The sequence below is a fragment of the Pseudoxanthomonas japonensis genome (assembly GCF_010093445.1).
Classification (GTDB): domain Bacteria; phylum Pseudomonadota; class Gammaproteobacteria; order Xanthomonadales; family Xanthomonadaceae; genus Pseudoxanthomonas_A; species Pseudoxanthomonas_A japonensis.
In genome coordinates, this window is the sequence record NZ_PDWW01000002.1 from 21,912 (window position 1) to 41,895 (window position 19,984).

Sequence of the window (19,984 nt, forward strand, 5' to 3'; positions counted from 1 at the left end):
TCAACGGGTCAGGCTTGCGCGGGCCGTGCGCGGCGGCGTGGCGGTGCCGCGGGTCAGCGGACGCGTCTGCTCGATCACCGTCGAGGACAGCGTCTGGGTACTGGGAGCGCTGCCGGCGACGACCGGCTGCGACGTGGCGCTCGTGTTGCGGGTCGGCGTCAGTGGCTGCGAACCGTTGACGAGCGTCGGGCCGCCGCCGGTGGCCTGCTTCCACTGCCGCAGCAGCGCGCGCAGGGCTTCAGGCTTGTTGGTGGACTCCGCGCGGCTGACCTGGTTGACGCTGTTTTCGCCATGGCAGCCCGCACAGGTGCGGATCTCGCCGGGCTGCATCGTCACCCACACGCGTTCGCGCACGACCGGTTCGCCGCTGGCGTCGGTGGTCTGCCAGGCAAGCGCGCGGTTGGCGGGAACGAACACCGCGGTCGAGCCGTCGGCGGCAATCTTGGTACTGCCCGCCGGCCCGCCCGTATTGGCCACGTTGTACTGGCTGCTGGCCATCGGCTGGGCGAGGACACGGCGTCCTGCTTCCACGCCGGGATAGCCGCGGACCTGGTTGCCCTGCAGGATCTGGTAGTGGCTGATCTGGTAGACCTTGCCGGTGGCCTTCGCGGTTTTCACGCCGCCCGGGACTTCCAGGTTGAAGGGCTGCTGCAGGTCACCGCGGTCGCGGCTGGTCTGGTTGCGGGTGACGAGCAACGACAGGTTGTTGGTCTTCAGCCAGTTGCGCAACGCCGCTTCGTCGACCTGCTCCTCGGCCAGCACGGCACGCTCGGGGGCTTCCAGGGCCCAACTGCCGGCCGTGGGACGCTGGCGCGCGAGCACTTCCACCGGTTCGATTTCCCACAACAGGCCGTCGAAGCTCTTCAGGGTGTCCGGGCTCCACCACGAGAGCGTCTTGCGGACGCCCGAGGTCAGCGCACTGCCGGCGACCAGCATGTTCGATGCGTCGGTCCGCAACTGGTACAGACGGAACTGGGTGGAGGTCTGCACCATCGGGCTGGTCGTGTAACTCGCCAGCAGCTGGCCGGTGCTGATCGGCAGCGGGTTGCGGAAGCGGCCCGCGGACAGGCTGTTGCTGACCGCCGCGGGCGACGCGTCCTCGAACACCATCTGCTCGGCGTTGAGCGTCGGCGCGCCGGTGAAGCGCACGATCTGGTCGCTGGTCATCGAACCGAACTCGCGCGCGTAGATGCCGTAGTACGTACCCGGCGTGCGGGGATCCTCGCGGATCTGGAAAACGCCGCCGTCGTTGCGGATGTACTTCTTGTTGGCGATGATCGAGGTGTTGGTGTTGTCCGACATCGCGCTATCGGTGGCGAACGAACGCTCGATGTAGCCGAACATCAGCTCGTGCCGGCCGATGTGGTTGAGCGTCAGCTCCTCGGTGCCGTCCTGGTTCATCTGCCACGGCGTGAACAGGTTGAAGGTGAACGCGTTGACGCGACCGTACGCCGCCGACGTCTGGCCCAGTCGCGATTCGGGGAAGTTCTCCGCCTGGCGCCCGATGTTGGCCGCGCCCGCCGCCTCGCTGGCGTAGTTGGTCGCGCCGAAGGTGCCGGCGTCGGCCTGCTGGTCGCGCTGCAGGTGGTCCCAGCGGGTGAAGATCACGCGTCCGTAGCTGTCGATCGTCGGCGAGAAGGCGCCGCTCGGCGTGTGGTTGAGCAGGCGCAGCTCGCCGGTGGAAGGCGTCAGGCTGTACAGGCCCACCAGCGTCGGCGTGCTCTCGTACTCGTCCAGCTGCGGATACAGGTGAGCTTCCCCGGTACGCGGGCGGTCCGATGCGAACAGGATGCGATCGTCGCTGGCGTACAGGGGGGACACGTTGTTGTAGGACGTCGGCTGGCCGGCGACCTTGGTGATCACCGCGGTCTGGCCCTGCGCCAGATTGGCGACTTCATAGAGCTGCCAGCGCGTGTTGACGCTCTCGTACTGCTTGGTCGGCGCGCCGATCAGCATGCTGAAGACGGCCTTCTTGCCGTCCCAGTGCACCGTGGGCTCGCGCACGGCGATCGCATTCGCGCCCTGGCGGCCTTCCATGCCGAAGCCGGCTTCCCGGGTGAGGTTGCGCAGGGACCCATCGGGATAGCGGATCATCAGATCGCCGCCGCGCGGTACCGCGGCCATGTCGGTCATGTGGTTCGCGAACGCCGACAGGCGCCCGGCAAAAATGTCGCCGGCAGTAGGCACCTGGGCGACGAACATGATCGGCGTGGTGGGTGCCGAGGTCGCGACCGCGGCGCTGGCCGCGACGCGTGCCTCCGCGGCCTGCGCCGTGGCCTGGGCTGGCGCGCTGGCGGCGGTTGCCGTTTCCTCGACAAGGGGTTCGGAGCCGGTGCAGGCGGTCAGCAGGGTGCCGAGGGCCAGGATCAGCGCGGTGTTGCGCAGGACAACGAGCGTGTTTCGGATCATGCAGGCAAAGGTCTTCACGGGGGTGGCATACACACCCCCAGGCATCGAGGATCCGTGTCGGCACGGATCCCTGGCGCATGGCAGCGGGTGCAGGTCTACGCTTCAGTCCGTCCTGCTTCCACATGTGGAAGCCCCCGTCGGACCGGATGAGCCGTAAAAAAAGCGGCCCATCACGCGCCATCGCAGGATAAAGGGGTTTCTTCAAATAGCCAGCCCTGGTTTTCCATAACGCGGACTGCGCCACAAATCATCGGGACGCATTGCCCGCAGTGTGTGGGCCATCGCGATTGCCACGTGCGCCACGTGCGCGCTTGCCGACGTGCACTCACGTGGCGTGCGGCATGTTGCCGATGCCGCGTCGGCGGCGGTGGCGTGCGACGGTTCCCTGCGGGCCCTGGCGGACCCGTGCGACCACATGTCGCACCTCCGATGAAGCGCGGCCCGGCCCGGGAGTGGACCGTCCTCCCCGGATACCCCGTCGCGTGGGTTCGTCGCAGGGCGCCTGCGCAGGGGTGCGACAATGACCGCATGCCACTCGACGCCCGCCCGCTCGCCATCGCCATCATGGGCCCGACCGCGTCGGGCAAGACGGCGTTCGCGCTGGACGTGGCCGAGCGTTTGGGCGGGGAAATCGTCAGTGTCGACTCGGCGCTGGTCTATCGCGGCCTCGACATCGGGGCGGCCAAGCCGACGGCGGACGAACAGGCGCGCGTGCCACACCACCTGCTGGACGTGCGCGATCCTTGGCAGTCGTATTCCGCCGCCGAGTTCGCGCAGGATGCACGACGCGCGATGGACGACATCGTCGCGCGCGGTCGCCTGCCGGTGCTGGCGGGCGGCACGGGCCTGTACTTCCAGGCCCTGCTCGAAGGCCTGGCCGAGATGCCCGCCGCCGACGCCGCACTGCGCGCCGACATCGCCGCACAGGCGCAGGCCCACGGCTGGCCCGCGCTGCATGCCGAGCTGGCCCAGGTCGACCCCGCAGCGGCGGCCCGCATCCACGCCACCGACCCCCAGCGCATCCAGCGGGCGTTGGAGGTGTACCGCCTGACCGGCAGGCCGATCAGCCAGTGGCAGCAGGACGCCCGCCGTGTGCGGCTGCCATTCCGGGTGCTGAAGCTGATCCTCGCGCCGAGCGACCGCGCCGTCCTGCACGACCGCATCGCGCGACGCTTCGACCTGATGCTGCAGCAGGGTTTCCTCGACGAAGTCCATCGTCTGCGCGCGCTGCCCGCCCTGCAGGCGGTGGCCGCGCCGTTGGATTTGCCGGCGGTACGTGCCGTCGGCTATCGCCAGGCCTGGGAGTATCTGGACGGGCAGGGCAGTGCGGCGGAATTCCGCGAACGCGCCATCGCCGCCACGCGGCAGCTCGCCAAGCGCCAGCTGACCTGGCTGCGCGGGGAACTGGACGCGCGCTGGTTCGATCCCGCCACCGATCGCGCCGGCCTGGACACGGCATTGCGGCTGTTCCTGCCCATTTCGTGAGCCGTTCGGCTCGCATTCTCCGGAATTGGGACCAGTTGCCGGACTCGGCAACGCCCCATCGGGTCGATGTTGTGTAACATCGGGGCTTCCGGGCGGCAGGGGAGCAGTTCGCCGGCCCGGTACGGCAGCACATACCTAACTATAAGAACGCAAGGCGGGAGTACGTCATGTCCAAGGGGCAATCCCTGCAGGATCCTTTCCTGAATGCACTGCGGCGCGAGCGCGTCCCGGTGTCGGTCTACCTGGTCAACGGCATCAAGCTGCAGGGCACCATCGAATCCTTCGACCAGTTCGTGGTCCTGCTGCGCAACACGGTCAGCCAGATGGTCTACAAGCACGCCATCTCCACCGTGGTGCCGGCGCGCAACGTGCGCGTGGGCCCGGGCGGCGGCTACGTGCAGCAGGGTGACGAGGACGCGGAAGGCGTCGACGACGAAACCGCGTGATAATGCGTGCCTCGATTGAAGAGGCACGACCCCATTGTTTGAAAGATCCCGCAAGGGCGAGCATGCGCTGCTGATCCAGCCGCATGCCGGCGGCCGTCCCGACGACGGCCTCACCGAAGAGTTCAGCGACCTGGCGCGCTCGGCCGGCGCCACCATCGCCGCGCTGCTCACCGCGCGCATCGACCGGCCCAATCCGTCCACGCTGATCGGCAGCGGCAAGCTGGAGGAAGTGAAGGCGGCCGCGGATGCCACCGGCGCCGACCTGATCCTGGTCAACTTCCCGCTGTCGCCGGGCCAGGAGCGCAACCTGGAAAAGTTCCTGGAGCGCCGCGTGCTGGACCGCACCGGGCTGATCCTCGACATCTTCGCCCAGCGCGCCCGCAGCCACGAAGGCAAGCTGCAGGTGGAACTGGCGCAGCTGCGCCACATGGCCACGCGCCTGGTGCGCGGCTGGACCCACCTGGAACGCCAGCGCGGCGGTTCCATCGGCCTGCGCGGCCCCGGCGAAACCCAGCTGGAAACCGACCGCCGCCTGCTGCAGAAGCGCGTCGAGCAGTTGCAGAAGCGGCTGGAAAAAGTCGAAGTGCAACGCACCCAGATGCGTCGCGCCCGCGTGCGCAGCGAACTGCCGCGCGTGGCGCTGGTGGGCTATACCAATGCCGGCAAGTCCACGCTGTTCAACGTGCTGACCGGTGCCGAGGCCTATGCGGCCGACCAGTTGTTCGCCACGCTGGACCCCACCGTCCGCCGCATCGACCTGCCCGGTGGCGCGGTGGTGCTGGCCGATACCGTCGGTTTCGTGCGCGACCTGCCGCACGAACTGGTCGCGGCATTCCGTTCGACCCTCAGCGAAGCGCGCGAAGCCGACCTGCTGCTGCACGTCATCGACGCCGCCGATCCGCACCGCGAGGAACGCATCGCGCAGGTCGACGAAGTGCTGCAGGAGATCGGCGCCGGCGACCTGCCGCAGATGCTGGTGTTCAACAAGATCGACCGTATCGAAGGCGCCGCACCGCGCCACGACCAGCCCGATCCCGGCGTCGAGGAAGGCGAGGCGCCCAGCGCCGGCATGGGCCGCGAACGCGTGTGGCTGTCCGCGCGCGACGGGCAGGGCATCGACCTGCTGCGCGGTGCACTGGCGCAGCGGCTGGGTTTCCAGCGGGTGCGCGGCGAACTGCACCTGCCGGCGAACTCCGCGCGCCTGCGGTCGCGCCTCCATGCACTGGGCGCGGTACTGGCCGAGGACTTCGAAGAGAACGGCTGGCGCGTCACCGTCGACCTCGCCCTGGCCGATGCCCAGCGGCTGGCTTCGCAGGCGGGCGGGCATCCGCTGGAAGCGTTGCTGCCGCAGGTGGAAAGCGAAGACTGGCAGTAGGGGCTGGCTGTTTTATGTAGGAGCGACGTCAGTCGCGACCGGGGCGTGTCCCCGCCACGATCAATGATCCTGTCCGTCAACCCGTGCGGTCGCGACTGACGTCGCTCCTACAGAAGAGCGGCGGGCCATGACCTCCCGGCCTTGCCTCCCGGCCGGGCCGTCCCTATCTAGTAGAATCGAAACCTGCGCCGGCCCCGGCCGCGCGAATCTTTCAGAATGGAGTGGGCATGGCCTGGAACACCCCTGGCAGCGGCAGCGGCGGATCTGGCAACAACGGCAACCGGAACAGCAACTGGAAGCCGCGCACCCCGCAGGGAGGCGGTGGCATCGGTGACGTGGTCGAACGCCTGCGTGGCCTGTTCGGCGGTGTCGGCGGCGGTGGCAATCCGCTGCGCTGGGTCCTGCTGGGCATCGGCCTGCTGGTGCTGTTCTCCAGCTTCCAGCTGATCGGCGAACAGGACCGCGGCGTCGTGCTGCGCTTCGGCCAGTACGCGCGCACCATGCAGCCGGGTCCCAACTTCAAGTTCCCCTGGCCCATCGAGAGCGTCACCAAGGTCAACGCCACCGGCGTGCGCACCTTCAGCAACAGCCTGCCGGTGCTGACGCGCGACGAGAACATCATCACCGTGTCGTTCAACGTGCAGTACCGCGTCGGCGACCCCAAGCTCTTCCTGTTCGGCACCACCGACGCCACCCGCGTGCTGGAGCAGACCGCCCAGAGCGCCGTGCGTGAAGTGATCGGCCGCTCCGACCTGGACGCCGCCCTGAACAACCGTGGTCCGCTGTCCGCCACCGCCGGCACCGCGCTGCAGGCCTCGCTTGAGGCCTACCGCACCGGCCTGGTCGTCACCGAACTGAGCCTGCAGGACGCGCGCCCGCCGGAAGCCGTCAAGCCGGCCTTCGACGAGGTCAACAGCGCGCAGCAGGAAAACGAGCGCCTGGTCTCGCAGGCGCGTGCCGTCGCGGCCCGCATCGTGCCCGAGGCGCGCGGCGACGCGCAGCAGATCCGCACCCAGGCCGAAGGCTACAAGACCGCCGCCATCGCCAAGGCGACCGGTGACGCCACCCGCTTCAGCCTGCTGCTGGACGAGTACCGCAACGCCCCGGAAGTGACCCGCAAGCGCCTGTGGCTGGATACCGTGCAGCAGGTGCTCGCCGGCAACCGCAAGGTGGTCGGCGGCGACAGCCGCCAGCTGATCTACGTGCCGATGGGCAACGCGCCGGCGACGGCGCAGCCGCCGGCCGGTGTCATTCCCACCGAAGTGCTGCCGCAGGTCGAAAGCACTCCGTCCAGTTCCCGCAATTCGGCACGCAGCCCACGCCCGGCCGGCCGTGAGGAGGCGCAGCCATGAGGAATTCCCTGATCGTCGGCATCCTGGTGGCCTTGCTGCTGGGCCTGATGGGCTCGGTGTACGTGGTGCGCGAAGGGCAGGTGGGCCTGGTGCTCAACCTCGGCCGCGTGGTGCGCAGCGAGATCGGCCCCGGCCTGCATTTCAAGCTGCCGCTGGTGGAAACCGCGCGCGTCTTCGACCGCCGCTTCACCGCCAACGAGTTCCCGCCGGAGCGTTCGCTGACCTCCGAACGCAAGGACGTCAGCGTCGACTTCATCGCCATCGGCTTCATCGTCAACGCGGCGGACTTCTATCGCGCCACCGGCGGCCAGGCCGAACTGGCCACCGAGCGTCTGGCGCCGATCATCAAGGAGTCGCTGCGCAACGAGATCAACTCGCGCACGCTGACCCAGCTGGTGTCGGGCAACCGCAACGAACTGATCGAGAAGCAGCTGCCGGGCATCAACGCCGGCGCCAAGAACCTGGGCATGCAGGTGGTCGACATCCGCTTCAAGCAGATCGACCTGCCGACCGACAGCGAGGTCATCGACCAGGTCTACAACCGCATGCGCGCCGAGCGCACGCAGGTCGCCAGCGCATTGCGCGCGCAGGGCGCCGAGCAGGCGCGGATCGTCGAGGCGCAGGCCAACCGCGATGTCGCGGTGCTGCTGGCCGAGGCCGAGCGCGACGCGCAGAAGCTGCGCGGTGAAGGCGATGCCGAAGCCGCCCGCATCTACGGCGAGGCCGCCAACCGCGACGCGTCGTTCTACGCGTTCCAGCGCAGCCTCGAGGCCTACCGCGCCTCGTTCAAGGACGGGCAGGGCGTGATCGTGCTGGACAAGAACGACCCGTTCCTCCAGTACATGCGCAGCGATCGCTGAGCAGTCCCGCACCGGCCGCCCAAGGGCGGCCGGTTCCGTTCCACCGTCCGTAACGCCCGCCGCCATCGCCCGCCGCCGCGATGAAGGAAGCCTCCATGTCCGAACTCTGGTCCGCCCTCTGCCTGGTCGCCATCCTCGAAGGCCTGGTGCTGTTCGCCATTCCCGCCAGCTGGAAGCGCGCCGCGGTGCAGCTGTTGCGCATGTCAGACGGCCAGGTGCGCGCGGTGGGCGGGTTCATCCTGATCTTCGGGCTGACGTTGCTGTGGGTGGTGAAGCGCTGAGGGGGGGAGTCGTTTGCTGACGGAAGAGCGCCCCTCATCCGGCCTTCGGCCACCTTCTCCCCGCTTCGCAGGGAGAAGGAAGCAATCACGGCTTCGCTTTTCCTTCTCCCCGCTTCGTAAGGAGGAGGAAGCAATTAGGGCTTCGCAGTTTCCTTCTCCCTGCTTGCGGGGAGAAGGTGCCCGGAGGGCGGATGAGGGGCGAGCGCGGTGAGGATCGCCGTCAGTACCGCGTCCGTCTCGCGCAGCACGGTGTCGTTCCAGAAGCGTAGAACGCTGAAGCCTTCGCGTTGCAGATAAGCGGTCCGAAACGCATCGTGCGCAATGCGCTCGAGATGCTGGCTCCCGTCCAGTTCGATCACCAGCCCCGCTTCCACGCAGGCGAAGTCGGCAAAGTAGGGGCCGATGCGGTGCTGGCGGCGGAATTTCCATCCCTGCAGGCGCCGGTTGCGCAATCGCCACCACAGTCGCCGCTCGGCTTCGGTCTGCTCGCGACGGAGGTGGCGTTCGCGTTCGTGGTCCAGGGTGCTGCGCATGGGCGGTCTCCGGTGGGTTGGAGACAGCGTCGTTGGCTGGGATCGTGCTGAGCATCGGGAAACGGCGCGGGATCGGATAGGAAAGCGCCCCTCATCCGGCCTTCGGCCACCTTCTCCCCGCTTCGCAGGGAGAAGGGATGGAGCCGGTGCTTGGTGTTTCCTTCTCCCCGCCTGCGGGGAGAAGGTGCCCGGAGGGCGGATGAGGGGCAGCGTTTCGCGCCGTTCCTGAACACGCCAGCTTTCCCCCGCCAGGGTAGCCCCCGTCCCTCTAAACCCGGATAATGCACAAAAGCCGGACGGGCTCCCTGCGTGGGAAGACCGCCGGCTTTTTCCGTGTCTGGGCCTGGCGTGGCGGGCGGCTCCCCGATGGAGCCTGCCGGCATCGGTGGCGCCACCACCCAGCGCGACCCTTCCGGCGGCCCCGATGGCCGCCACCAATCGAGGAGTTACCCGTCATGGGTCAGTCAGTCGTCGTTCTCGGCGCCCAGTGGGGCGATGAAGGCAAGGGCAAGATCGTCGATCTGCTCACCGAGGAAATCGGGGCCGTCGTCCGTTTCCAAGGCGGCCACAATGCCGGCCACACGCTCGTCATCGGGGGCAAGAAGACCGTCCTGCACCTGATCCCGTCCGGCATCCTGCGCCCCGACGCGCTGTGCCTGATCGGCAACGGCGTGGTGCTGTCGCCGGCCGCGCTGATCAAGGAGATCGACGAACTGGAATCGGCCGGCGTGGAAGTGCGCTCGCGCCTGAAGATCTCCCCGGCCACGCCGCTGATCATGCCGTACCACATCGCCCTCGATCAGGCCCGCGAAAAGGCCGCCGGCGGCAAGGCCATCGGCACCACCGGCCGCGGCATCGGCCCGGCTTACGAGGACAAGGTGGCGCGTCGCGGCATCCGCGTGGCCGACCTGCATTACCCCAAGCAGCTGGAAGAGCTGCTGCGCACGGCGCTGGACTACCACAACTTCGTGCTCACCAAGTACCTGGGCGTCGAGGCGGTCGACTTCCAGAAGACCTACGACGAAGCGCTCGCCTTCGGCGAATACGTGCAGCCGATGAAGTCCGACGTCGCCGGCATCCTGCACGACCTGCGCAAGCAGGGTAAGCGCGTGCTGTTCGAAGGCGCGCAGGGTGCGCTGCTCGACATCGACCACGGCACGTATCCCTACGTCACCAGCTCCAACACCACCGTCGGCGGCGCGTTCGCCGGCACCGGCGTGGGCGCGGACGCGATCGACTACGTGCTGGGCATCTGCAAGGCCTACGCCACGCGCGTCGGCGGCGGTCCGTTCCCGACCGAACTGGACGACGACGTCGGCCAGGGCATCCGCGACCGCGGGCAGGAATACGGCGCCTCCACCGGCCGTCCGCGCCGCTGCGGCTGGATGGACATCGTCGCGCTGAAGCGTGCCGTCGCCATCAACGGCATCTCCGGCCTGTGCATCACCAAGCTCGACGTGCTGGACGGCATGAAGACGCTGAAGATCTGCATCGCGTACGAGTACCGCGGCAAGCGCACCGAATACGCGCCGCTGGATGCGGGCGGCTGGGAAGAGTGCACGCCGGTGTACCTGGAATTCCCGGGCTGGGACGAGAACACCCACGGCATCACCGAGTGGGACAAGCTGCCGCCGGCCGCGCGTGCCTACCTGCGCGCGCTGGAAGAACTGTCCGGCTGCCCGCTGGCCATCGTCAGCACCGGCCCGGACCGCGACCACACCATGGTGCTGCAGGATCCGTTCGCGTAACCGGTCATTCGTTCCGGCGCGCGTTGTCCTGTGACGCGACGCCGGCGCGACATATCAGGGGTGCACGGATGCACGCCGCAGTGAAAGGAAGCCCCGCGAGCGCGGGGCTTTTTTTGTGCGACGAGGGCTGGCCGCTTTTCGCGGCGTCCCGCTTGCAGATGTCCTCCTTCCCCTGGTTGCGACCGCGTCGGCCATTCCGTGCCGTCCGTGCGCGTGCGCGCCTGTTCCGCCGAGACGCTTCCCATGTACGAGCCCAACGACCCTGCGCACCACCACGACCTGGACGCGGACGACGCCGCGTCGGCCGCCACGCTCCTCGACCGTCGCGACCCCACGCCTGCGGACGATCCCGTCGCCCTGCGCTCGGGCCTGTCGCGCGCACAGCTCGATACGCTGGAAACGATGGAAAGCTTCCACTGGCGGCTGGGTTTCGTGCGCTGGCCGGTGTTCAAGGCCGCCATCCCGGTGCTGTTCAACCGCGACGGCACGCGCTACGTGGTGATCCGCGAAGACGGCAGCATCGACGAGCGTCCCACGCTGCAACTGCGGCAGTGAGGCAGGCCGCACGCCGCGCCGGCAGCGCGGTGGCGGCACAGGTCTTGCAACGTCATCACGCCCCTCAATGGCGGCCGTTCGCGGCCGTTACGGAGAGCAGGTGTCGCTGGTAACCGCTGGAGTCCCCCATGTACCGTTCTGCCGCCCGAGCCGCTGTCATCACCGGGCCCTGGCCTTCCTCCGCGCCGACGAAGGCGCCCACCACGACCGAGCGCCGCCAGGCCGTGCCGGCGACGGACGCCGAGGCGTTGCGCGCGGGCCTGACGCCGGCGCAGCTGATGACGCTGGAAGCGCTGGAAATCTTCCAGTGGCGGCTCGCCTTCGTGCGGCGCCCGCTGTTCCAGGCGCCGATTCCCGTGCTGTTCGACCGCGGGGACACGCGCTACGTGGTCATCGAGGAAGACGGCACGCTCAACGAGCAGCCCACGCTGACCTTGCGCGCCTGAGCGGGCAGGGCGCGTCGACATCGCTGAACCGGCGCTACATCCGCCGGATCCGTCCTCACGTTTTGTTCCTGTCGGCCGATACAGGGTGTAGCCCTGCGCGCGTCGGCGACGCGCGTGTACTTCCACGCCATCAGGAGCCCCCACCGGATGACGGACCCGCACCGCCCCCGCAATCCCGCCGAGCCAGACGCCCCCGGCGCCGCTCCCCGCAGTCCCGAGCGCCGCAAGGGCGCGCCGAAGATGGACGACGCCACGCTGCTGGCCGGCCTCACTCCGGCACAGCAGGCGACCATCGAGACCATGGAAACCTTCCACTGGCGCCTGAAGTTCGTCCGCCGCCCGCTGTTCAAGACCCCGATCCCCGTGCTGTTCAACCGCGAGGGGGATCGCTACGTGGTGGTGAACGAGGATGGGACGATTGATGAGCAGCCGACGTTGGTGTTGCGCGATTGATCGTCCGCAGCCACTAAGCCTTGGTCTGGAAACATCATATTCGCCCTTTCTGCTTCAATGCTTAGGGGCTAGCGACAAACTGCCTGCCTTCAGGTCAAGAACTCCTTTCGATAACAGGGCTTCGGTTCGCGCAATAAGGGCCGCCCTCAGTTGTGCGCTCGTCGTGCGGTAGCCCAGTCCTCTGGATACATGGATTGCTACCTCATCGAGCGTCGCACCGAGATTCTCTTTGATCAGGCGCAGTATCGCTGCGTCGATCTCCATGGGTGGGAGAAGTTCTGGCCTTCGCAGGGTGTTTGATTCAGCTGAGCTGCGATCTCTTGCGACAACTTCTCGACCTGGCCAGAGAAGAAACTCGCCTTCGCGAATGATCGCTCGCTCACGTACCGCGTGCTCGATACCATCGTCGACTGCCGCCTGAATTCTTCCGCCCGTCCGCTGCAGGTCCCATAAGGAGCGAATCCTCACGGCCACTTCAGAGCAGTGAATAGGGCCTTCGATGTGTACTACGTCTCGTACGATGGTTGCCATGCGTGCGGGCGGAACGAGATGAAGCTCGTACTGGTGCTTCGGGACGGAGAACGAGGCTTCCACATACGCTTGGGCTAGGGGCGTCTCGACGGAGACCAGTCCGACTTCTACGTAGTCCTCGTGCTCGATGGTCTCGAAGTCGACTGGTACAGCTCGAGTACGTGGCGCATGATTCGTGGCTAAAGGATCAGGTTCTGCCTTCGCTGCCTCAATGATGGCGAGAAGCTCATCGAGCTGCGCCTTTGGCCGACGGAACCACTCTGAGCTCCAGATTCGGTGGATGTTCCATCCCTTATCCCGGAGCGCTTGCTCGCGCAAACGATCACGATCGCGCGCGCTCTTGGCCGCTCTGTATGAATTGCCGTCGCATTCGATGCCAAGAAGGTACCGACCAGGTTTGGATGGATCGTATATAGCGATATCAACGAAAATTCCAGCTTCACCAACGTTGGTGTGGAAGTCGTACCCCCGGGAACGAAGAGCAGCAGCTACCTCCTGCTCGAACACGCCATCCTTGTGTTCTTCTGCGCTTCTGTCGATGTGCATGCGGCCCGTGCGCGCGTAATGCATAAAGAGCTTCAGTGCCGCAGTACCCTTGCCCCTTCCTCGCTCAAGGTCGATATCCTCGTCGGTGATCGAAGAAAAGACCTCGCACCGGGACTTCGCCCGACTAATCAGAACATTCAGGCGGCGCTCGCCCCCCTCGTTACTCACCGGGCCAAAGTTCATGCTGACATTGCCGTGTGCATCGCGGCCGTAACCGATGGAGATGAGTACTACATCGCGCTCATCGCCCTGAATGTTCTCAAGGCTCTTCACGAAGAACGGCTCGTGAGCATGCGCTCCAAAGAAGCCCTCAGTCTCTGGGTGCTGCCGCCGCAGAAGCTCAATCTCATCGAAGACCGCTCGCCGCTGTTGCGTGGAGAAAGCAGCGACGCCGAGAGTTAGGTTGGGCGTTGTCATGGCATGTGAAATAACCGCCTGGGCTATCGCTTTAGCCTCTTTGGGATTGGTGCGAGTGTTGCCACGATCGTAGATGGCGTCGGGGAGGTGATGGAAACGAAGGCCGACACCAGCCTCGCCCGTATAGGGGCTGGGTACGATGACGAGCTTGTTCTCATAGAACTGCTGGTTGGAGACGGCAATCAGAGACTGGTGGCGGCTGCGGTAATGCCAACGCAGCATGCGTTCGGGCAGGCCTCTCGCCCTGCATAGTCCAAGAATGCTCTCGACATCGGCCGCCTGAGCGCCATCGTCGTCTGCACCATCGTTGCCATCGCCAAGTGTTTTTGAGAAGAAGCGAGTTGGCGGCAGCTGGCGTTCATCACCCACAACGACGAGCTGTTTGGAGCGAGCGATCGCACCCAGTGCATCGATTGGCTGGACCTGGCTGGCTTCATCGACCACAAGTAGATCGAAGGCAATCTTGCCGGGCGCGAGAAACTGGGCGACCGACAGTGGGCTCATCATGAAGACGGGCTTGAGCGCTTGGATAGCAGGTGCCGCACGCTCCATGAGGACTCGGATAGGCAGGTGACCGCGCTTTCTCGCCATTTCACCCATGAGTACCGCCGTAGGGCCGGCGGCTCCACCTCGCTGTGGGATATTTGCGCGATGGATCTGGCTGACTTGGCGTCGTGCCAGATCGATGCGATCACGGTCTAGGGTGGTGAAGCTTTCTACGAGCGCTGTCTGCCGTTTGCCGTCGAACTGACCTAGCTCACGATCTCGAGCGATCATCGCAGCCAGCAAGGACTCCATGTAGGCCAGATCGAAGCTTCCTCGTGTGCGGTCCGGCTCTAAGTTCCCGCTCTGAAGCTCCTTGATGATGGAACTAAGCCCTTGCCGCTGAGCGCGCTTGGCTTGAGCAAGATAGCCAACCCATTGCGGCAGCCCTTCAGGGTCCGACTCCCAGGCATTGAGTTGTTTGATTGCCTCTGCGACGGAGGCCTTAGCAGGATCCGCACTTAACAGCTTCGTGCCGGAAAAGGCGAGCGTCGCAAATAGTTCCATAAGCTCGCCCGCCAGCCCCTCACCCGCGGCAAGCAGCTCAAGAGCCTGCTCGCGCGTCGCCGCCGGATCTCGGATGGTTGCGGCTAGGCCGCGCAGGTCGCCATTCTTATGCATCCACGACAACGCAGAGCCCAGTGCGGAGGCATCCGATTCTATGTCCAGCCACAACGGTCCGAATGCGGCCCGACCGGTCGGCGCCACGTCAGTCAGGTGCTTACGAGCGACTTGGTCCTGCTCAAGCAGGCCAAGGCGTTCAGCCACCTGAGAAACTGTCAGTTCGCTGTGATCCGCCAAGTGCTGGACGTCATCGAACGAAGACGCAAAAGGAGCGAGCCGCTTGGCGACAACTGAAAGCGGCAACGCCGTGAGCGATGTCTCTTCATCCCACAGCTTCTTCTCACCAGCAAGAAGAGCCTCATGCACCAGCGCAAGTGACTTCTGGGAACGCTCCAAGGTAGGACGAATGCGGGCGGCAAGTTCGACCGCCAAGCGCCTGTCGGAGATATCCGCGAGCTGCTCACGAACGCCCGTACCAAGAGGACGCAGAGTACGCATCCAGGCGACGACGCCGCGCATGTAGGCTGGGTGAGAGCGATCCCGTTCCCAACTGGATCCAAATGCCTCGAGGCCTTGGGCGTCGCTGTCCTGAACACGTTGCAGCGCGGCCTGACCATCTAGCAATTGATCGAGTGCGGCCAGCATCTGATCAGAAGGAAGCTTCGGGTTAGCAAGCTGTGCGCGAACCGATCGATTTGCGTTGCGCCATTGGCCGCTGAGAAATCTCAGCCAGCTCCCGCTCCGGCTCGCCAACTCTTCCCGCGCCGTTTCAAAGTCTTTAGACCATGCACTGTCACGGAATATCCCGGCGATTTGCTTGCGAGCACTCTGCACACGTTCGACGGATTCGACGACCCCTTCCACCGTATCCACACCTCGCTCCCAGATACGGGCTACCAAGGCGTCGCGATCGAGCTCGGGGATCGTGGCCGCGCGCTCACCGATGGCCACAAGCCTGCTGGCGCTGGCGAAGGTAAGTTCAGTGCGCTCTGATAGAAGCTGACCAAGGCGCCCCAGATCGGGTGTTATAGAGGTCAGATCTCGATACGCAGCGGCAAGGCTCTGAAACTCCGATCCGACAGTGAAGGACGGCAGTAGGTCATCAGCGCTAGTCTTCGCCCCAGACCAGTCCAAGTCACGGGCTTCGTCCGCCACCAGCGACTGAGTGCGTTCACTAAATGTCTGCGCAAGGCGCAGGGCTTGAAGAGCCTCCTCGACGGCAGCATTGTCCTCCCAAGCCGTGCTTGAGAAGGCGGTCGCATCGAGAGGTGGCGCGGTGAGTAGCAGGTCACAGCGCGCGACGGCTTGTATGCATGAACTCAATTGATCAGGTGGGGGCAATGCAAGTTCGTCGTGGAGGCACATGGCTGACTCACGCCATGACTCCAAGCGTTGCTTCAAGGCTCCGACTTCTTTGCCTAGCCGCTCAACGTCATTAGGAAGAAGTACATCGTTGTCCACGCCCGACCAGGCATGGTTAGCGGGCACCCCCATGGTTCTGATGCGGTCACAGATATCTGCCAGCAACTTGCGTCGCGCATCGACTTCGTGGGGCGCCCACTTCAGTGGGTCTGATAGTGGGAGATGCTCTGTAGTGAAGCCTTCTCTGCGCAGTCTGACGAGCTCGCCGAAGACGGCATAGGGTGTCATTGCGGAAGGCAGTAGAACTTGATGCAACCGCTGCGCATGAGCGTTCAGTTCCGCCTGGCGCTCAGCAAGCTGCTCGACAATCGTGTCGTCTGAGTCCTGTGGCATCTGTGCCAGCTGCCATGTAAGACGAAGGTCCTCAAGCAGGGTCCGCTTGTTCGCTTTATTACTATGGAGCTCAAGACATGCGTTACCGATCCTGACCTGGTCGAGGCGGCGCTTGACCACCTCCAAAGCGGCCAGTTTCTCGGCTACAAACAGGACCTTCTTGCCGGCAGCCACGGCTCCGGCGATGACATTAGCGATTGTCTGGGACTTGCCGGTGCCTGGAGGTCCTTGCACCACCATGCTGTGTCCATTCAGTGCGTCATGCACCACCAGCGATTGCGAACTGTCCGAGTCGACGACGTGTCGCATGCGAGCGGGAGTGATCTCCTTATCAATATCAAAGTTCTCGCCGGAGAGCGCTGCTCCCGGAAAACCGTCCGATACCACCCCCCGTAGCATGGGAATGGACTCCATGCCCCCGGACTCGGCCCAAAGCGACGGATCGAGATCGCGATACATCATGAACTTGGCGAACGAGAATAGGCCAAGCACAGCATCGTTGGGGAGTACCTCCCAGTCCGGAGTGCCATCGACCAACTTCGCCACCGAAGCCATGTAAGCATCAATGTCGAGAGACTCAAAATCCTCGATGTCCGGCAGCTTCATGCCGAACTGCCGCTGCAGGAACAGCTGAAGCGAGAGGTTGGCTTGGACTTCATCCCCCTGCCAGCGAAGGTGAAACTTCTCACCAGCATTACTGCGCTCCAGCGCAGCCGGGACTAGAACAAGAGGTGCGTACCGATCGACCTTGGGGGCACCTGGCGCACGCCACTTCAGGTAGCCAATGGCCAGGTAGAGCACGTTGATGCCCTGTTCCTCTTGGAGGGTGCGTGCGTCGATGTAGAGATCAAGAAGGCGCTTCTGCAAGCCGGTGGGGGTGAGTCGCGTGGTGAGATGAGCATCCCACTGGCTAACCAAACGACCATGCTCATCTAGCTCAAGATCCGGCTGGGCGAGGAGCTCAGAGTCTTCTGGTGATTCAAGTACGTCGGGTAGCGGCTCGTCGTCGAGCATCACTTCTATCGAGAGCACTGGTTGCTCTTCGTCCACTTGCGCCGGTTCGGCTCGCCCCGCAACGAACGTAAACCGTTTGCCTTCGATGACCAAGGTCTGATACATCGCCTTGGCTAGCTCATTAATGATCTCGACCGTCTTGGCTCGTCCACTGCGGGGCGTATTGAGCAGACGATTTCGCGTAGACAGGTCCAATAACTCCAACCGTGCTCGGTTGACCTTATCTACAAGTGCGCCAGCTTCTCTCAGGACCGAGCCACTTTCGCTGGCGGGTATGCCTACCTCTGCCTCAAGTCGTTCCATCGCACCATCCCCCGGCCGCCCCCGGCGGCTGATATGCGGCTATAGTGCCCCTAAATGAGACAGCCATCCACTATTTGAGTGGCCCGGGGAGGGCGCCATGGAGGGGCTTAAACCAAGCGAGATTCATTGGGTGGTCAACCACTACATCGGTGTGTCGGGTGGCTACCTGGGCGACTTCAGTTACGCGTCCCATCGCGAGTTCTATTCGAACTATTGCGATCTTGATGTTGACGTCGATGCGTTCGCTGAGAACACCACAAGAAAGAAATTTGCTGCCATCCTGAGCGCCTCTAAGCCCAGTGCCCAGGCAGCAATTCTGATCGGTGTGGCTCGGAGGTTTCCTCCCGGATCCGAAATGCAACGCAGCACGGCCGCCTATCAGAAGCTCGTAGGGCTAGCCAAGCGATGTCGGCAAGTCGCCGCTGTCGAGGGTGGAGAGCCGAGAATAACGAGTGATCTTGTTCAGCGAGCACTTGCAGAGGCGACGACGCTTCTAAACACGCATGGTCCGGCTAGCGCCATTGATCGATTGCACACCGCATTACATGGCTATTTGAGAACGGCCTGCCGGGCCGCTAGCCTGGATCTCTCAGGCGCGCCATCTGATCCGCGAATCGTTTACTACTTCAAAGTGCTTCGGCAGCAACATCCAGGCTTCGAAGCGCCGATTGCACAGCAAGCAGCTATGAAGAACATACTCAATAGTGCTGCGACGTTGCTGGAGCAGTTGGACCCGATCCGAAATCGGGCCACGCTCGCGCATGCTAATGAGGAGCTGCTTTCGCACGACGAGGCGCTTCTTGTTATTAACCTGGTCAGGAGTCTGATGCAGTACTTCGACGCGAAGCTGCAGCTGGAGTAGTGGCAATGAACTGCGATCAGTCGGATGGCGGGATTGGTCTGTATAGCGAGAAGAGCTAGGGGCGGACAGTTGTCCGCTCCCTGCATTACATGCACTACTCTTCAGCAACAATCTTGATGCCGCGCGCCGTAACTTGCATGAGCGCTTTCTTTCTCGCCGTAAACCCCGCGGCTTGTTGCCAGTCGCCGCCCAAGCGCAAGAAGGGAGCTTTTATTGGTCGGCAACGGCGCTCTTCATCTTTGTGTTGGATCTCGCAGAGTGCTGATAACCAATCTTCAAGGGGTGCGGTTTCAGTTGCATTTTTCTTGCGGCCATCGTGGCCTCCTGGCGAGCTGTTGAGTGTGCTCCTGTTGAGAGGGTGGCCAGGTACCTCAACGCCGCCGCTATAAGGCCCGAAGCTTTCCCCGGCAAGCCGGTTCCTATATGGCTGGACACTACTCGGACATAGAAGCTACGGATGAAGAAATGGCGGTTCAGTCGCTGGCACTGCTAGCGGAAGTTATGTTGAGTAGCTGCGGCCAAGCTATCGGCGTGTGAGTTGGGATCAACCTTCCAATACGTCGGCACAGGCAGCCGTACTTGGGTAGCTTTCGGTCTCTCTTCTCGCACAAACATCCATCTCTGGATGTTTTCCGGTGTTTCTTCTCACGCTAAGCCCCAACGTTTCCCCTTTTTGGTGAAACGTTCCATGTTTTCCGGCCGTTCTTCTCACACTAACGGTCAACGTCGTATGTTTTTGGTCGAGCGTTCCATGTTTTCCAGTGTTTCTTCTCACACTAATGGCCAACGTTGGATGTTTTTCGGTCAACGTTGGAAGTGTTTGGTCCGATGACGGATGTTTTCCGGTGTCGCGTCCATGTTTTCCGGTCAATCGGTCGGCTTAGTGTGAGAAGTACTCCACTTGCAAAGTGACAGCTCGGAAGGAGGGTGAGCGGGGGTAGGCTGCGGGTGCCGGCCGGACCCGGCCGGTACAACCTGAAAGGATGCAATCACATGACACAGAACCGCATCGCGATGGCCTTCGGCCCCGACCGTCTGGAACGCATCGACGGCTCCCTTACCGCACTCGAAGCCGATCTCGACCTGCTGATCGCCCTCACCACCGACGAACGCCAGGACCTGGTGAAGATGGGCAACAAGTCACGCGCCTTCTGCGCCTCCGCCTTCGACATCGCCCAGCAGCACGCCGGCCTCATGCCGCGCGACTTCGACATCGAGGCCTTTCGCCAGGACCACCTGGCCCTAGATGCTCTGCGGCCCCGCGCCGCGCGCATGGCCCACCTGATGCAGCGCATGGCCGACACCGAACTCGCCCTCGGCAGCGACATCATGGCTGCCGCCCTCGAGGTCTACGCCGTCCTGAAAGTCGCCGGCAAGGACAAGGGCGTCGACGAAGCTCGCCGCGAACTCGCCTCGCGCTTCAGCCGCCGGCGTGCGGCCGACGAGACGCCGCCCAAGGTCTGAGCCTGCCGGTTGCGCAAACCGAAGGCCCCGCGATGCGGGGCC

General features: G+C 64.4%; 15 protein-coding genes. 12 read left to right on the forward strand and 3 right to left on the reverse strand.

All coding sequences use genetic code 11. From position 1 onward, the window contains the following. Window positions 1-2,409, reverse strand: a complete 2,409-nt coding sequence (locus tag CSC78_RS01900) for an HzsA-related protein (protein WP_202924102.1) — start codon at window positions 2,407-2,409, stop codon at window positions 1-3. A 528-nt stretch (window positions 2,410-2,937) separates the two neighbouring features. On the opposite strand from CSC78_RS01900, the gene miaA reads away from it, so the two are divergent. The 6 genes from miaA to CSC78_RS01930 all read left to right on the forward strand — a co-directional run bounded on the left by miaA (window position 2,938) and on the right by CSC78_RS01930 (window position 8,208). Next, window positions 2,938-3,894 (forward strand): tRNA (adenosine(37)-N6)-dimethylallyltransferase MiaA, encoded by a 957-nt coding sequence (gene miaA / locus CSC78_RS01905; RefSeq protein ID WP_162336231.1) that lies wholly within the window; start codon window positions 2,938-2,940, stop codon window positions 3,892-3,894. 167 nt (window positions 3,895-4,061) lie between these two features. Beyond that, window positions 4,062-4,340: an RNA chaperone Hfq gene (gene hfq, locus CSC78_RS01910; protein ID WP_162336232.1), complete on the forward strand. Its 279-nt coding sequence runs from the start codon at window positions 4,062-4,064 to the stop codon at window positions 4,338-4,340. Between the two features lie 34 nt (window positions 4,341-4,374). Next, entirely contained in the window at window positions 4,375-5,715 is a 1,341-nt protein-coding gene (gene hflX, locus CSC78_RS01915; protein WP_162336233.1) for a ribosome rescue GTPase HflX, read from the forward strand. Window positions 5,716-5,942: 227 nt separating this feature from the next. After that, the gene (gene hflK / locus CSC78_RS01920; protein WP_162336234.1) at window positions 5,943-7,067 is read left to right on the forward strand and encodes an FtsH protease activity modulator HflK; all 1,125 of its coding nucleotides are present in this window, start codon (window positions 5,943-5,945) and stop codon (window positions 7,065-7,067) included. Then, window positions 7,064-7,927 (forward strand): protease modulator HflC, encoded by an 864-nt coding sequence (hflC, locus tag CSC78_RS01925; protein WP_162336235.1) that lies wholly within the window; start codon window positions 7,064-7,066, stop codon window positions 7,925-7,927. Before hflK ends, hflC begins: the two co-directional genes overlap by 4 nt. Window positions 7,928-8,022: 95 nt before the next feature. Further along, complete coding sequence (locus tag CSC78_RS01930; RefSeq protein WP_162336236.1) at window positions 8,023-8,208, forward strand: DUF2065 domain-containing protein; 186 nt, start codon at window positions 8,023-8,025, stop codon at window positions 8,206-8,208. A 134-nt stretch (window positions 8,209-8,342) separates the two neighbouring features. Here the strand turns inward: CSC78_RS01930 and CSC78_RS01935 are convergent, their stop codons facing one another. After that, the gene (locus CSC78_RS01935) at window positions 8,343-8,741 is read right to left on the reverse strand and encodes an endonuclease domain-containing protein (RefSeq protein ID WP_162336237.1); all 399 of its coding nucleotides are present in this window, start codon (window positions 8,739-8,741) and stop codon (window positions 8,343-8,345) included. 455 nt (window positions 8,742-9,196) lie between these two features. Here CSC78_RS01935 and CSC78_RS01940 point away from each other — a divergent pair, with 455 nt between their 5' ends. From CSC78_RS01940 to CSC78_RS01955, 4 genes are all read left to right on the forward strand, one after another. Next, entirely contained in the window at window positions 9,197-10,489 is a 1,293-nt protein-coding gene (locus CSC78_RS01940) for an adenylosuccinate synthase (RefSeq protein WP_162336238.1), read from the forward strand. A gap of 243 nt (window positions 10,490-10,732) precedes the next feature. Next, window positions 10,733-11,044, forward strand: a complete 312-nt coding sequence (locus CSC78_RS18930; RefSeq protein WP_162336202.1) for a hypothetical protein — start codon at window positions 10,733-10,735, stop codon at window positions 11,042-11,044. Between the two features lie 128 nt (window positions 11,045-11,172). Further along, window positions 11,173-11,490: a hypothetical protein gene (locus CSC78_RS01950; RefSeq protein WP_238391134.1), complete on the forward strand. Its 318-nt coding sequence runs from the start codon at window positions 11,173-11,175 to the stop codon at window positions 11,488-11,490. A gap of 147 nt (window positions 11,491-11,637) precedes the next feature. Beyond that, window positions 11,638-11,943 carry a hypothetical protein gene (locus CSC78_RS01955; RefSeq protein WP_238391135.1) on the forward strand — a complete coding sequence of 102 codons (306 nt, stop codon included), beginning with the start codon at window positions 11,638-11,640 and terminating at the stop codon, window positions 11,941-11,943. A 54-nt stretch (window positions 11,944-11,997) separates the two neighbouring features. On the opposite strand, the gene CSC78_RS01960 is transcribed toward CSC78_RS01955, so the two are convergent. Then, the gene (locus tag CSC78_RS01960; protein WP_162336239.1) at window positions 11,998-17,616 is read right to left on the reverse strand and encodes a DUF3320 domain-containing protein; all 5,619 of its coding nucleotides are present in this window, start codon (window positions 17,614-17,616) and stop codon (window positions 11,998-12,000) included. Between the two features lie 97 nt (window positions 17,617-17,713). Here CSC78_RS01960 and CSC78_RS01965 point away from each other — a divergent pair, with 97 nt between their 5' ends. Together CSC78_RS01965 and CSC78_RS01970 are read left to right on the forward strand one after the other, a co-directional pair. Beyond that, the gene (locus tag CSC78_RS01965) at window positions 17,714-18,478 is read left to right on the forward strand and encodes an abortive infection family protein (RefSeq protein WP_162336240.1); all 765 of its coding nucleotides are present in this window, start codon (window positions 17,714-17,716) and stop codon (window positions 18,476-18,478) included. Between the two features lie 993 nt (window positions 18,479-19,471). After that, window positions 19,472-19,942 (forward strand): hypothetical protein, encoded by a 471-nt coding sequence (locus tag CSC78_RS01970; protein WP_202924103.1) that lies wholly within the window; start codon window positions 19,472-19,474, stop codon window positions 19,940-19,942. The last annotated feature ends 42 nt before the right edge of the window (window positions 19,943-19,984 follow it).